Source organism: Amycolatopsis sp. NBRC 101858, from assembly GCF_030269325.1.
GTDB lineage: Bacteria > Actinomycetota > Actinomycetes > Mycobacteriales > Pseudonocardiaceae > Amycolatopsis > Amycolatopsis ponsaeliensis.
The window spans coordinates 2,134,638-2,146,963 of the sequence record NZ_BSTD01000001.1 but is presented as its reverse complement, the minus strand read 5'-3'; the positions used below and the strand labels follow the sequence as shown (position 1 = coordinate 2,146,963).

Sequence of the window (12,326 nt, the reverse complement as noted above, 5' to 3'; positions counted from 1 at the left end):
ACAATGGACGATTTCGTCAACACGTTCCTGGACTGGGACTACATCTCCCAGGTCCTGCCGGACCTGCTGAAGACCGGCTTGCTGAACACGCTCATCCTGTCGGTGTCCTCGGCGCTGATCGGCACCGTGCTCGGCATGCTGCTGGCGGTGATGGGCCTGTCCACCAAGTGGTGGCTGCGCTTGCCCGCGCGGGTCTACACCGACATCTTCCGCGGGCTGCCGGCCATCCTGACGATCCTCCTGATCGGCCAGGGGCTCGGCACACTCGCGCGGGACGTCGTCGGCACGAACCCGTACCCGATGGGCATCCTGGCGCTGTCCCTGATCGCGGCGGCCTACATCGGCGAGATCTTCCGGTCCGGCATCCAGAGCGTCGACAAAGGACAGATGGAGGCCAGCCGCGCGCTCGGCATGAGCTACACGAAGTCGATGCTGCTGGTGATCATCCCGCAGGGCGTCCGGCGCGTGCTGCCGGCGCTGGTGAACCAGTTCATCGCGCTGGTCAAGGACTCCAGCCTCGTCTACGTGCTCGGCCTGCTTTCCGGGCAGCGCGAGCTGTTCCGGATCGGCCAGGACCTCGCGGCCAACACCGGCAACCTGTCGCCGCTGGTCGCCGCCGGGGTGTTCTTCCTGGTGATCACGGTGCCGCTGACGCACCTGGTGAACTACATCGACAAGAAGCTCCGGACGGGCCGCAAGGTGCGCACCGACGAGCCGGACGACGGTGACCCGGTGGAGATCGGTCCCGGAGGGAGGGTGAGCACGTGGTGACGACGGCGGTGCGCTCGTCCAGCGTGGAGCTGCGCGACATCCACGTCAGCTTCGGCACGCTCGAAGTCCTGCGCGGGGTCGACCTCAAGGTCGAGAGCGGTAAGACGACCTGCGTGATCGGGCCGTCCGGCTCCGGCAAGTCGACGCTCCTGCGGTGCGTGAATCGCCTGCAGGAGCCCGACTCCGGCGACCTCCTGCTCGACGGCGAGTCCGTGATCCGGTCGGACCCGGACGCGCTGCGCCAGCGCGTCGGCATGGTGTTCCAGCACTTCAACCTCTTCGGTCACCGGACGGTGCTGGACAACATCGTGCTGCCGCTGCGCAGCGTGAAGAAGCTGAGCAAGGAGGAAGCGGCGGCGATCGCCCGCGCCCGGCTGGCGGACGTCGGTCTCGCCGACAAGGCGCCGTACCGGCCGAGCGCACTCTCGGGTGGCCAGCAGCAGCGCGTCGCCATCGCCCGGGCCCTGGCGATGGACCCCGAGGTGATGCTCTTCGACGAGGCCACCAGCGCCCTCGACCCCGAACTGGTCAAGGGGGTGCTGAACCTCATGGCGGGCCTGGCTTCGCGGGGGCTGACCCTGATCGTCGTGACGCACGAGATGGGCTTCGCGCGCAGCGTCGCCGACGAGGTCGCGTTCATGGACGCGGGCAAGATCGTGGAGCAGGGGCCGCCGGCGCAGATCTTCGACGAGCCGCAGAGCCCCCGCCTGCAGCGATTCCTGTCTCAGGTGCTGTAAATCGGAGCGCGTCGTCGCCGTGCCCGCAGGTAGCCTGCGGGCATGGCGAGGATCGCGCGGCTGACGTACTACCCGGTGAAGGGCTGTGCCGGCACTTCGGTGCCGGCCGCCGAGGTCGGGCCGGCCGGACTGGCGCACGACCGGGTCTTCCAGGTCGTGGCGCCGGACGGCGACTTCCGCAGCCAGCGCCGTTACCCGGCGCTGGCCGCGGTCCGCCCGAAGGTCGACGGCGGCAAGCTCGAGCTCGCCGCACCGGGCATCGAAGACCTCGTCGTCGACATCCGGCACGACGGCCCGCGGCACCCGGGCTCGACGTTCTCCTGGCACGGCACCGGCGTCCACCAAGGCGAGGAAGCCGCGCAGTGGTTCTCGGAGCTGCTCGGCCTGCCGTCCGTCCTGATCGGCGTCGCCCCGGACCACGAGCGCGTCACCGGCGGCGAGACGCCCGGCACCGCCGCGTTCGCCGACGGGCACGCGCTGCTCGTCGCGTCCGAGTCCTCATTGGACGGTTTGAACGAGCGGATCGCTTCCCGCGGCGGCGAACCCGTGCCGATGGACCGCTTCCGCCCCAACATCGTCATCTCCGGCTGGATCGAGCCCCACACCGAGGACGAAGTCCGGGCGATGACCCTGGGCACCGCGAAGTTCGGCTACGCCAAGCAATGCGTGCGCTGCACGGTGCCGATGGTCGACCAGGAGACCGGCGAGAAGGCCGGCCCCGAGCCGATCCGCACGCTCGCGAGCTACCGCCGCCACCCGGACGGTGGCGTGACCTTCGGGATGAAGGCCGCTGTCCTGCGGCCCGGTCAGGTGACGGTTGGCGACGAGGTGATCGTGCACTCCTGGGCGGGCCCCAACCCCAGCACGGCCGCGGCCGAACCGCCGTTGACGGCGACGGCGAGCCGTCCCGCGGAGTCGGTGTAGAGCACGCTCGCGCCGGCAGGCACGTCGGCGAAGGTGCGCCCGATCTCGGTGACCACCGCGACCCGCTCGCTGTGCACGGAAACCGCGCCGGTCAACCCCGACAGCTCCAGGTCCGCCGGGGTCGCGGCGAGCTGGACGTTGCCGAAGTGGTCGACCGTCAGCACTTCCGACACCAGCTTCCCGGGGAACGCCGCCACGAACGGCTCCGGCAGCTCGACCAGGTCGGACACCGGGTCACCGAAGTCGGCCGGCGCGACACCCAGCGCCAGGTGCGCCGCCGCGGGCGCGAAGACGTCCCGGCCGTGGAACGTCGCCGACGTCACCGGCAGCCGCAGCGAAGGCTCGGCCAGCTCGTACGCGGCCCGGACCCCGCCGAGCGCGTGCGCGGCGGGCAGCAGGAGGCCGTTGTCCGGCCCGACCAGCAGCCCGTTCTCCACGACGACGACCACGCCGAGCCGGGCCGTGCCGACACCCGGGTCGACGACGGCGACGTGCACCGCCTCCGGCAGGAACGGCACCGTCTGGGCCAGCGCCATGGCCCCGTGCCGGACGTCCTGGGGCGGCACCTCGTGTGTGACGTCGAGCACCCGCACAGCGGGCGCCAGCCGCGCGATCACGCCGTGGCAGGCCGCCACGAAGCCGTCGCGCAGGCCGTAGTCGGTGGTCACCGAGATCCAGTCGTACGCCATGCCAGCATCATCCATGGTGGCGGAGGGTGCGCGTTAGGGTTCAGCGCGTGACACCCCTCCCCACCCCCGAGCGACTCGTCTCCGGCAAGGTCCGTGACCTGTATGCCATGGGCAGCGACCTGCTCATCGTCGCTTCCGACCGCATTTCCGCCTTCGAGCGCGTGTTCCCCACCGACGTCCCGGACAAGGGCCGGGTCCTCACCGCGATGAGCGTGTTCTGGTTCCGCGAGCTGGCCGACGTCCTCCCGAACCACCTGGTGGCCTGCGACGGCCCCGGCATCCCGGACGCCTTCCGTGGCCGGGCGCTGCTGGTCGAGCGCCTCGACATGCTGCCGGTGGAGGCGGTCGTCCGCGGCCACCTCACCGGCCGCGGGTACGCGGACTACCGCCGCTCCGGCGCGGTGTGCGGCATCGCGCTGCCCCCGGGCCTGGCCGAGTCGGCGCGGCTCCCGGAGCCGATCTTCACGCCGTCCACCAAGGCGCGCCCCGGCGAACCCGACGAGAACATCGACTTCGACACCTTCGCATCGATCCTCGGCCGCGCGCGTGCCGAAGAGGTCCGGGAGGCGTCGCTCGAGCTGTACCGCCGGGGCGCGACGCGCGCCGCCGAGCAGGGCCTGCTGCTGGCCGACACGAAGTTCGAGTTCGGCATCGGCAAGAACGGCGACCTGGTGCTCGCGGACGAGCTGCTGACCCCGGATTCCGCGCGCTACTGGCTCCCCGACGGCCACCGCCCCGGCCGCCCGCGGCCCTCGTTCGACAAGCAGCACGTCCGCGACTGGCTGGTCGGCCCGGCGTCCGGCTGGGACTGCGTGTCCGCGCTGCCGCCGTTGCCGCCTGAGGTGGTGACCGCCACGCGCGACCGGTACCTCGAAGCATGTCGCCTCATCACCGGCCGTTCCCTGGCAGACTGGCCGCGTGATCCTGCTGATCTGCGGCAGCCTGCGAGCAGGCTCCGGCAATGCGGCGGTGCTGGGGACCGTGGCGACGCTCACCGCGAGCAAGACGTACACCGGCCTCGGCGACCTGCCGCACTTCAACCCGGATGACGACCGCGAGCCGCTGCACCCGGAGGTCGCGGCGCTGCGGGCCGCGATCAAGGACGCGGACGCGATCCTGATCTGCACGCCGGAGTACGCGGGCGGCCTGCCGGGCTCGTTCAAGAACCTCCTGGACTGGACGGTCGGCGGCGGCGAGATCTACGGAAAGCCGGTGTCCTGGATCAACGCGTCTTCGGTGGCGGCGCCGACGGGCGGCCGCGACGCGCACGACTCGCTGCGCAAGGTCCTGACCTACGCGGGCGCAAAGATCGTCGACGAGGCGTGCGCGCGGATCCCGGTCTCCCGCGCGGACGTCGCCGACGGCCAGGTCGCCGACCCCGACCTGCGTGGCCGGATCGCGGTGGCGGTGCAGCGGCTGCGCGAAGGCGTCTGACCCTTCCGGCAACGGACGCTCGCCCGTCCTGCGCAGTTCACGGCGACGTCAGACGCGTGCGTCCCAATGGTGGCGTGGACGCTCGCTTGCTGGTTTCGCTGTCGGGAATCACCCCGCGCACGCTGCACCGGTGCGCCGACCTCGCGGCCGAGCTCGACCGCCGCCGCGTGCCGCTCTCGGTGCTGTACGCCGCCCGCACCGGCGATGGCCCGGTGACGGAGTGGGTGCGCACGCGCGCCCGAGCCGGCGATTCCGTGCTGCTGCACGGGTACGACCACACCGTCACGCCCACGCACCGCACGGTGTACCTGGGCAAGAAGGCGGAGTTCGCGACGCTGCCGGCGCATGAAGCGCGACTCCGGCTGATCGCCGCGAAGGCCGCCTTGGACACCGCGGGCCTGACGGTCGACGGCTTCGCGCCACCGCGCTGGATCGCCTCCCCGGGCACGCTGCAGGCCTTGGCGGAACACGGGTTCCGCCTGTGCGCCGACCTCGGCGCGGTCCGCGACCTCGTCACGGGCGAGGTGCGCCGGGCACGCGTGAGTGAGTTCACGAGCCAGTCGCACCGCACGGAAACGGTGCGCTGCTTCGCACTGGTGCTGGCGGCGGCGCGCGCGGCCCGCCGGGGCGGGCTGGTCCGGCTGGGGGTGGACGCCACGGACCTCACCCGCCCCGGCCTCCGCCAAGCCCTGCTCGACGCCGTCGACGTCGCCCTGGAGAACCGCGCGTTCGGCGCCACGTACGGCTCGCTCCGGACGGTCGCGGCCTGAGCGATGATCAGCCGCACCGCGCGGCGGGTGTCGTGGGTGCGGTCACGAGGTCACCGGGTGATCGCGATGGGCACGACGGGCCGCCCACGGTCGCTTCATTCTGGAGTTGTCAATGATCGCCCCTGACGGGGATCGGGCTCGCTACCGCCATCAGTGCGCCGGGTTCGGGTCGAGGAGCACTTCGAGCCGTCCGAAGGCCATGTCGACCGCCGGGGCGAGCGCGGGTGCGTCGGCCCCGGCGAGCCGGCTGCCCGCCTGGTAGCAGGCCACCGCGACCTGCGCCGCCAGCACCGCGACCTCCCGTGGTGTGCCGCGTTCCAGCAGGATCGCCTCGCCCAGCTCGGCGAACCGTTGCAGCTTCCGTGCGCTGCGGTCCTTGAGCTCCGGGTTCTCCTCGAGCAAACGCTGGTGCATTTCGTAGTGCGTGGCGTCCGCGGTGGCCTCCGCGCACACCTCCAGCACCAGGGCGCGGACCTGGTCCAGCGCCGCCGGCAGGGTGCGGGGTGCCTCGCCCGCCAATGCCCGCTGCCGCTCCGCCAAGTGGTCCAGCAGCTGCTGTTCGTCCGAAAACACCACCTCCTGCTTGTCTCCGAAGTACCGGAAAAACGTCGTACGCCCCACTTCCGCGCGCTCGGCGATGTCCGTGACGGTGACATCGGTGAAGCCGCGCTCCGCGAACAGTTCGAAGGCTGCCTCGACGATCTGTTCACGAGCTTGTTTCTGCTTGCGCTCCCGCAGCGAGGGGCGTTGTTCCATGAGCCAACAGTAGCGGAACCGGTATCAAGTCCGCTACGGTACCGAGTACCAGTTCGAATCGAGTACCTGATCGGGTGAAGGGGCGAGACCATGACCGAACCGACGAAGACACTGCTCATGACCGGGGCGAGCCGCGGGCTCGGCCGGGCCGCGGCGGAACGACTGCTGCGGGACCGGCCGGACCAGCTGCTGCTCGTCGTCGTGCGAGGGGAGGAGGCCGGGCGCCGGGTCGCGCGGGAGCTGGCCGCGCGCACGGGGAACGCGAACGTCCGGGCGGTGTCGTGCGACCTCGGCTCCCTGGCGGAGGTGCGCGTGGCGGCGGATGCCGTGCGGAAGCTGCTCGACGAGCGGGAGATTCCGCCGCTGACCGGGTTCCTGGCCAACGCGGGCGTCCAGATGGCCTCGGTCACGAAGACCACGGCGGACGGGTTCGAAGCCACGTTCGGGATCAACGTCCTGGCGAACTACCTGCTGATCCGCCTGCTCGCCGACCGGTTCGAGCCGGGCGCGCGCGTGGTGGTCACCGGCAGCGAGTCGCACTTCGGCGACTTCCGGCACAACCTGGGTCTCGTCCCGGCACCGCACTGGACAGGCCCGCGGAGTCTCGCCGAGCCGGGCAGCGGTCCCGATGCCGAAACCGTGACTGCGGGGCGCCGGGCTTATTCGACCAGCAAGCTCGGCGTGCAGTACCTGGTGCACGAGCTGGCGCGGCGGTTTCCCAAGATCGACTTCTACGCCTTCACCCCCGGACTGGTCCCCGGTACGGGCCTCGCCAGGGACGCGAGCGCGATCCAGCGCTTCGGCTTCCGGTTCCTGCTTCCGTTGCTGTGGGCGACACCCATCGCGTCGAGCCCGCAGACCGCGGGCGTCCGGCTGGCCGCGGCCATGACGGCCCCTCGGCCGGCCGAGTCCGGGGCCTACCTGGACCGCGGCCGGGTCGTGCCGTCGTCAGCGGAGTCCTACAACGAGGCGCGGGAGGAGGAGCTGTGGCGTGGCGCGGCGGAGCTGTGCGGCGTGCCGGTCGGCTGACCAGCACGCCGCGCGGTCTAGAACTTCGCGGGCTCGGCCCGGTCCAGCACCTTGACCTCGGTCCCCTCCGGCGCGAGGTTGCCGAACAGGCCGTAGTGCAGAGCCGGGTTGGCCAGCACAGCCTCGTGGATCGGCACGGCCACCCGCGGCGCGACGGCTCGCAGGTAGTCGACGGCCTCGCCGGCCTTGAGCCACGGCGCGCCCGTCGGCAGGCCCAGCACGTCGATCTTCTGCTCGGGCACGAAGAACGAGTCGCCCGGGTGGAAGAACGCGCCGTCGTCGAAGACGTAGCCGATGTTCGGGATCACCGGGATGTCCGCGTGGATGACGGCGTGCTCGCCGCCGACCGCCTTGATCGAGGTGTCCCCGACCGCGAACGCGTCACCCACATTGGCGATGTCGAACGGGAAGCCCAGCTTTTCGACCTCGGGAGCCGAACCGGGGTCGACGATGAGCTTCGCGTCCGGGTTGGCTTCGAGGATCTTCGGCAGCCGCTCGACGTCCAGGTGGTCGAAGTGCTGGTGCGTGACCAGCACGGCGGACAGCTCCCGCTCACCCTCGAACCCGGTGGAGAACGCGCCGGGGTCGATCAGGATCCGCTCGGAGCCGGTCTCCAGCAACAGGCAGGCGTGTCCGAAATGGACGATACGCATCGATGTTCTCCTTCGCAGGTGGTCGATTCCAGCCTAGTCCCGGTTCGTCAGCCGGTGCCGGATGTCGTCGAGGTCGCCGCGGCCGACCCCGGCGTCGAGGAGGTACCGCTCGGCGTCGAATCCCTCGAGGGTGTCCCGGATGGCGCCCGCGGTCGTCGTGCCCCGCTCCGCGAGGAGAGCCTCGATGACCTGTCCTTGGTCTTGCGCGCCCATCGCGGCGAACAGCGGTTTCACGGCCTCGGCGGACAGGTCGTAGTCCGCGGCGATCGCGCCGGGTTCGACGCCGGCGAGCGCCAGCAGCAGGAGCGCGACCAGCCCGGTCCGGTCCCGCCCGGAGCCGCAGTGGAACAGGACACCGCCGGGGGCGGACCGCGCGATCGCCTCGATGACGGCGGCGCAGCGTTCGGCCTTCCGTTCGAGGAAGACCCGGTAGTAGAGCGGGGTGCCGTTCAGCCGCTCACCGTTGACGTACCGCCAGAACTCGACGTCGTCGATGTCGTCGAGGGGAACCTCCAAGCGGTCGATGCCGGACGGCGTGGTCGTGTCGGCCGCGACGGCGAACTGCGCCGAACCCGCCAGTGCCGTCGGGCTGTCCGCCGTCAGCCGGATCTCGTCGGCGTTGCGCAGGTCGATGACGGTCCGGACACCGGACTCCCGTGCCTGGGCCCAGCCGGCGTCGGTCACGAACCGGAGGTCCGCGGCTCGGAAGAAGGCACCGTGGCGAGTCGGGCGACCCGTTCCGGTCGGCAGGCCACCGAGATCTCTGGTGTTGTAAAAGCCTTCCCAGTTCACTGCTCTGCTCATGCTTCACAGTCTGCCGGTGAGCAGCGCGTCGCCCAGCTCGGTCCGCCGGTACAGCACCCGGTGGCCGCGACGCTCCGACGTCAGCAAACCCGCGCCGCGCAACGCCGTGAGGTGCGCGGAAACCGTCGCCGGCGCCAAGTCGTGGCGCCGGGCCAGCTCGGTCGTCGCCGCGGGGCGGTCGATGGTCGTGAGCAGCAGCGCCCGCGTCCGGCCGAGCACCTCGACCAGCGGCTCCGGCGGTGCCGCGGAAGACGTCCAAAGCGAGGCGACGCCGCGAGCCGGGTAGAGCAGTGAGATCTGCCAGGGCGGCACCGTCACGACGCCGACGTTCGGCCACGCGAACACCGCCGGGATCAGCAGCAGCCCGCGTGAATCGATCTCCAGGCGCTCGCGGGCCCGGAGGTCGACCAGCACCGACGTGTCCGACAGCCGCACGCGCGGGTGCAGGCCGGCCAGCATCGACGCGAGCCCGCCGGAACCCAGCTGCCGCGTCCGGTGCGCAATGTCCGCCGCCAGCAGCTCGCGCAGGCGGGGCCACTCCGGTGCGAGCAGCGCGTCCCACACCGTCTCCAGCTGGTCGGCCAGCACGTCGCGCGCTGCCGCCGGATCGTCCGGCAGCAGCGAAAGGTCGGCGTCGACCATCCCCAGCTCCAGCGCGACCTGGTGCGGCGGCGTCGCGCGGACCGCCCGCAGCTGCGCCTCCGCCGTTGTCTCCGGGCCGTCTGGCGGCGGGCTCAGGAACTCCGTGACGTAGTGCCGCGCGCTCAAGACCGCCGCCAGTTCGGGCACGTCGGGAGCGTCGGCGAGCCACGGCAGGTGCGCCGGGTGCCGCCGGACGCCGAGCAGCGTCTGGACGGCACCCAGCACTTCCTCCAGCGGCGAGATGGCGAACCGGACGCGTTGCGCACCGGCCGCCGTCAGCACGAGCTCGATCATCGGTGATTCGTCCTCACCCGAATCAGTGTGCCCTGGGTGCGGCACGGACGAGCGTGTGAGCATGTCGTTGTTCACCCATCGCGCCTACTGGCGCTGGTCGGCGGGCGTCCAGTTCGCGCGGCTCCCGGCGACCATGGCGCCGCTCGCGTTCACTCTGCTGACCACCGCGACGACCGGTTCGTACCGGCTCGGCGGCGTGCTGATGTCGGTCTACGTCGCCGCCGAAATGGTCTGCGCGGTGCCGGTCGGGCGGCTGCTCGACCGCGTCGGCCCGGCCCGTGGCCTGCCGGTGCTGCTGCTCCTGACCGCGGCGGGGTTCGCGACGCTCGCGTTCGCCGCCGCGGCGGGTGCACCCGGTGCTGTCTTGCTCGCGGTCGTCCTGCTGCCCGGCATCACGGGCGGGGCGTTGTCCGGTGGGTTCCGGACGCTGCTCGCGGACACGGTCGACGACGGGCTGCTTCCCCGGGCGATTTCGGTCGACGCGATGGTCCTCGACGGCGTGCTCGTCGGTGGCCCGGCATTGGTCGCGCTGCTCGACATGGCCGGTTCGCTCGTGCCACTGGCCGCGATGGCCGCCGCCTGCGTGGCCGCGGCTCTGCTCGTACCGCGTCGCGCGGGTGAGCGCGAACGGGTGGAATCCGGGCCCGACGTCCCGCCCGTGGGGCTCGCCGCCTGCCTGCCGTGGCTGTGCTGCGCCTTCACCATCGGGCTGCTGACGTCGACGATCGAGGTCGCGCCGTTGCCGCTGGTCCAGCGCCTCGGCGCGCCCGAGACGGCCGCGCCGGTGGTGATCGCCGTACTGACCGGGGCGAGCATCGCGGGCAGCGCGCTCTATGTGTGGCGGGGCAAGATCGGCGATCCGCGGCTGTTCCTCGGCGGGTTCGTCGTCGGCGGGCTCGTGCTCTCCGCCGACTTGGGCTGGGCGGGCTTGCTCGCGTCCGTGGCCCTGGTCGGCGTGTGCGGTGGTCCGCTGGTGGCCACGACCTCGGTCAACCTGCAGCGTGTGCTGCCGAAGAACCGCAGTTCAGCGGGGTTCTCGTTGAGCTTCACGGTCCAGGCGGCCGGCTTCGGGCTGGGTTCGCTGGCCGTCGGCGTGCTGCCGTTGTGGCTCCCACCGTTGTTCGGTGTCTTTGCCGCGGCGATCGCGGGTGCAATGCTGGTGGCGAAGCCCGCGAGAGCTATTGGCACGATGTCAGTAACGTCGTAGCCTGGGCTGACCCGCTACCTCCAGGGAGACGCCGATGACTGCCGTCCAGCCGAAGCCGACGTCGGTCGGCGAAACCTTCGACTCGCTCAGCCCGGCGACCGACGAGGTGGTCGGAACTTATCCGATCCACACGGCGGAGGACGTGAAGGCAGCCGTGGCGCGAGCGCGCGTCGCTGCCGAGTGGTGGGCGGACCTGGGCTTCGCCGGGCGCGCGGAACGGCTGAAGAGCTGGAAGGGCGTGCTGACGCGCCGGCTCCCGCAGCTGTGCCAGGTGGTCCGCGACGAGACCGGCAAGCCGATCGCCGACGCGCAGCTCGAGAGCGTCCTGGCCATCGAACACATCGCGTGGGCGGGCAAGCACGCGAAGAAGATCCTCGGCAAGCAGAAGCGCTCGGCCGGGCTGCTGATGTCGAACCAGGCGGCGACCGTCGAGTACCAGCCGCTGGGCGTGGTCGGCGTGATCGGCCCGTGGAACTACCCGGTGTTCACGCCGCTCGGCTCCATCGCGTACGCGCTCGCGGCGGGCAACGCCGTGGTGTTCAAGCCGAGTGAGTACACGCCGGGCGTCGGGAAGTGGCTGGTCGACGCGTTCGCCGAGATCGTGCCGGAGCAGCCGGTGCTTCAGCTGATCACGGGCTTCGGCGAGACGGGCGCAGCGCTGGTCGGCGCGGGTGTCGACAAGATCGCGTTCACCGGCTCGACGGCGACCGGCAAGCGCATCATGGCCGCGGCGGCGGAGACGCTCACGCCGGTGGTCATCGAGGCGGGCGGCAAGGACCCGGTGCTGGTCGACGCGGACGCGGACCTCGACGCGGCGGCCGACGCGACGGTCTGGGGCGCGTTCTCCAACTCCGGCCAGACCTGCATCGGCGTCGAGCGCGTGTACGTCCACGAGAAGGTGCACGACGAGTTCGTCGCGAAGGTCGTCGAGAAGTCGAAGGACGTGCGGGCGGGCTCGGACGAGGCCGCGCAGTACGGCCCGGTGACGATGCCCTCGCAGCTGGGCGTGATCAAGCGCCACATCCAGGACGCGCTGGCCCGCGGCGGCAAGGCGGTCCTCGGCGGCGAGGACGCGGTCGGCGACCGGTACGCGCAGCCGACGGTGCTGGTCGACGTCCCGGAGGACTCCGAAGCGGTCACCGAGGAGACGTTCGGCCCGACGGTGACGATCGCGAAGGTCCGCGACATGGACGAAGCGGTCGAGAAGGCGAACAGCACGAAGTACGGGCTGGGGTCGACGGTCTTCTCGAAGTCCCGCGGCGTGGAGCTGGCCGAGAAGCTGCGCACGGGCATGACGGCGATCAACGCACCGCTGTCGTTCGCGGGCATCGCGTCGCTGCCGTTCGGCGGCGTGGGCGACTCGGGCTTCGGCCGCATCCACGGGCCGGAGGGGCTGCGCGAGTTCGCCCGCACGAAGGCGATCGCCCGTCAGCGCTTCACGGCGCCGTTGACGCTTACGTCGTTCACCCGCAAGGAATCGACGGACGCTCTGGTCGCCAAGCTGGTGACCATCCTCCACGGCAAGCGCTGAGCCGCTCCGGGGCTGTGGATAAGCCACTTCCACCGCCCCGGAACTGTCGGTAGCCCCCGGTAAACTGGATACCGGGGGCCGCGGC

The 12,326-nt window shown here is 71.4% G+C and carries 14 protein-coding genes; 9 read left to right on the top strand and 5 right to left on the bottom strand.

Features of this window, described 5'->3' with window-relative positions; all coding sequences use genetic code 11:
* Nucleotides 1–3 precede the first annotated feature (3 nt).
* Genes QSK39_RS10450 through QSK39_RS10440 form a run of 3 tightly spaced genes read left to right on the top strand, consistent with a single transcriptional unit; the run spans nucleotide 4 to nucleotide 2,432 of the window.
* Complete coding sequence (locus tag QSK39_RS10450) at nucleotides 4–771, top strand: amino acid ABC transporter permease (protein WP_285477409.1); 768 nt, start codon at nucleotides 4–6, stop codon at nucleotides 769–771.
* Nucleotides 768–1,508, top strand: coding sequence for an amino acid ABC transporter ATP-binding protein (locus QSK39_RS10445; protein WP_285477983.1), 741 nt, complete (start codon nucleotides 768–770; stop codon nucleotides 1,506–1,508). The genes QSK39_RS10450 and QSK39_RS10445 overlap by 4 nt, the downstream gene beginning before the upstream one ends.
* Before the next feature lie 42 nt (nucleotides 1,509–1,550).
* Nucleotides 1,551–2,432 carry an MOSC domain-containing protein gene (locus QSK39_RS10440; protein WP_285477408.1) on the top strand — a complete coding sequence of 294 codons (882 nt, stop codon included), beginning with the start codon at nucleotides 1,551–1,553 and terminating at the stop codon, nucleotides 2,430–2,432.
* Here the strand turns inward: QSK39_RS10440 and QSK39_RS10435 are convergent.
* Nucleotides 2,315–3,121 (bottom strand): SAM hydrolase/SAM-dependent halogenase family protein, encoded by an 807-nt coding sequence (locus QSK39_RS10435; RefSeq protein WP_285477407.1) that lies wholly within the window; start codon nucleotides 3,119–3,121, stop codon nucleotides 2,315–2,317. The genes QSK39_RS10440 and QSK39_RS10435 overlap by 118 nt on opposite strands.
* A 47-nt stretch (nucleotides 3,122–3,168) precedes the next feature.
* Between QSK39_RS10435 and QSK39_RS10430 the strand changes: the two genes are divergently transcribed.
* From QSK39_RS10430 to QSK39_RS10420, 3 genes are all read left to right on the top strand, one after another.
* Nucleotides 3,169–4,170 carry a phosphoribosylaminoimidazolesuccinocarboxamide synthase gene (locus QSK39_RS10430; protein WP_285477406.1) on the top strand — a complete coding sequence of 334 codons (1,002 nt, stop codon included), beginning with the start codon at nucleotides 3,169–3,171 and terminating at the stop codon, nucleotides 4,168–4,170.
* On the top strand, nucleotides 4,091–4,555 hold the full coding sequence (locus QSK39_RS10425) for an NADPH-dependent FMN reductase (protein ID WP_285477405.1): 465 nt from the start codon (nucleotides 4,091–4,093) through the stop codon (nucleotides 4,553–4,555). Before QSK39_RS10430 ends, QSK39_RS10425 begins: the two co-directional genes overlap by 80 nt.
* 74 nt (nucleotides 4,556–4,629) lie before the next feature.
* Nucleotides 4,630–5,325 carry a DUF2334 domain-containing protein gene (locus tag QSK39_RS10420; protein ID WP_285477404.1) on the top strand — a complete coding sequence of 232 codons (696 nt, stop codon included), beginning with the start codon at nucleotides 4,630–4,632 and terminating at the stop codon, nucleotides 5,323–5,325.
* A 150-nt stretch (nucleotides 5,326–5,475) separates the two neighbouring features.
* On the opposite strand, the gene QSK39_RS10415 is transcribed toward QSK39_RS10420, so the two are convergent.
* A complete protein-coding gene (locus QSK39_RS10415; RefSeq protein ID WP_285477403.1) occupies nucleotides 5,476–6,081 on the bottom strand; it encodes a TetR/AcrR family transcriptional regulator in 606 nt (201 codons plus the stop codon).
* A 90-nt stretch (nucleotides 6,082–6,171) separates the two neighbouring features.
* Here QSK39_RS10415 and QSK39_RS10410 point away from each other — a divergent pair, with 90 nt between their 5' ends.
* Nucleotides 6,172–7,110 (top strand): SDR family NAD(P)-dependent oxidoreductase, encoded by a 939-nt coding sequence (locus QSK39_RS10410; protein ID WP_285477402.1) that lies wholly within the window; start codon nucleotides 6,172–6,174, stop codon nucleotides 7,108–7,110.
* Nucleotides 7,111–7,127: 17 nt separating this feature from the next.
* Here the strand turns inward: QSK39_RS10410 and QSK39_RS10405 are convergent, their stop codons facing one another.
* From QSK39_RS10405 to QSK39_RS10395, 3 genes are read right to left on the bottom strand one after another with little or no spacing between them, the layout of a single operon-like run.
* Nucleotides 7,128–7,763, bottom strand: coding sequence for an MBL fold metallo-hydrolase (locus QSK39_RS10405; protein ID WP_285477401.1), 636 nt, complete (start codon nucleotides 7,761–7,763; stop codon nucleotides 7,128–7,130).
* Between the two features lie 33 nt (nucleotides 7,764–7,796).
* Complete coding sequence (locus QSK39_RS10400; RefSeq protein ID WP_285477400.1) at nucleotides 7,797–8,567, bottom strand: tyrosine-protein phosphatase; 771 nt, start codon at nucleotides 8,565–8,567, stop codon at nucleotides 7,797–7,799.
* Nucleotides 8,568–8,570: 3 nt separating this feature from the next.
* Nucleotides 8,571–9,503 carry an ArsR/SmtB family transcription factor gene (locus QSK39_RS10395; RefSeq protein WP_285477399.1) on the bottom strand — a complete coding sequence of 311 codons (933 nt, stop codon included), beginning with the start codon at nucleotides 9,501–9,503 and terminating at the stop codon, nucleotides 8,571–8,573.
* 61 nt (nucleotides 9,504–9,564) lie between these two features.
* Here QSK39_RS10395 and QSK39_RS10390 point away from each other — a divergent pair, with 61 nt between their 5' ends.
* Both QSK39_RS10390 and QSK39_RS10385 read left to right on the top strand, forming a co-directional pair.
* Nucleotides 9,565–10,710 carry an MFS transporter gene (locus QSK39_RS10390; protein WP_285477398.1) on the top strand — a complete coding sequence of 382 codons (1,146 nt, stop codon included), beginning with the start codon at nucleotides 9,565–9,567 and terminating at the stop codon, nucleotides 10,708–10,710.
* 34 nt (nucleotides 10,711–10,744) lie between these two features.
* The gene (locus QSK39_RS10385; protein WP_285477397.1) at nucleotides 10,745–12,241 is read left to right on the top strand and encodes an aldehyde dehydrogenase family protein; all 1,497 of its coding nucleotides are present in this window, start codon (nucleotides 10,745–10,747) and stop codon (nucleotides 12,239–12,241) included.
* Nucleotides 12,242–12,326: the final 85 nt, after the last annotated feature.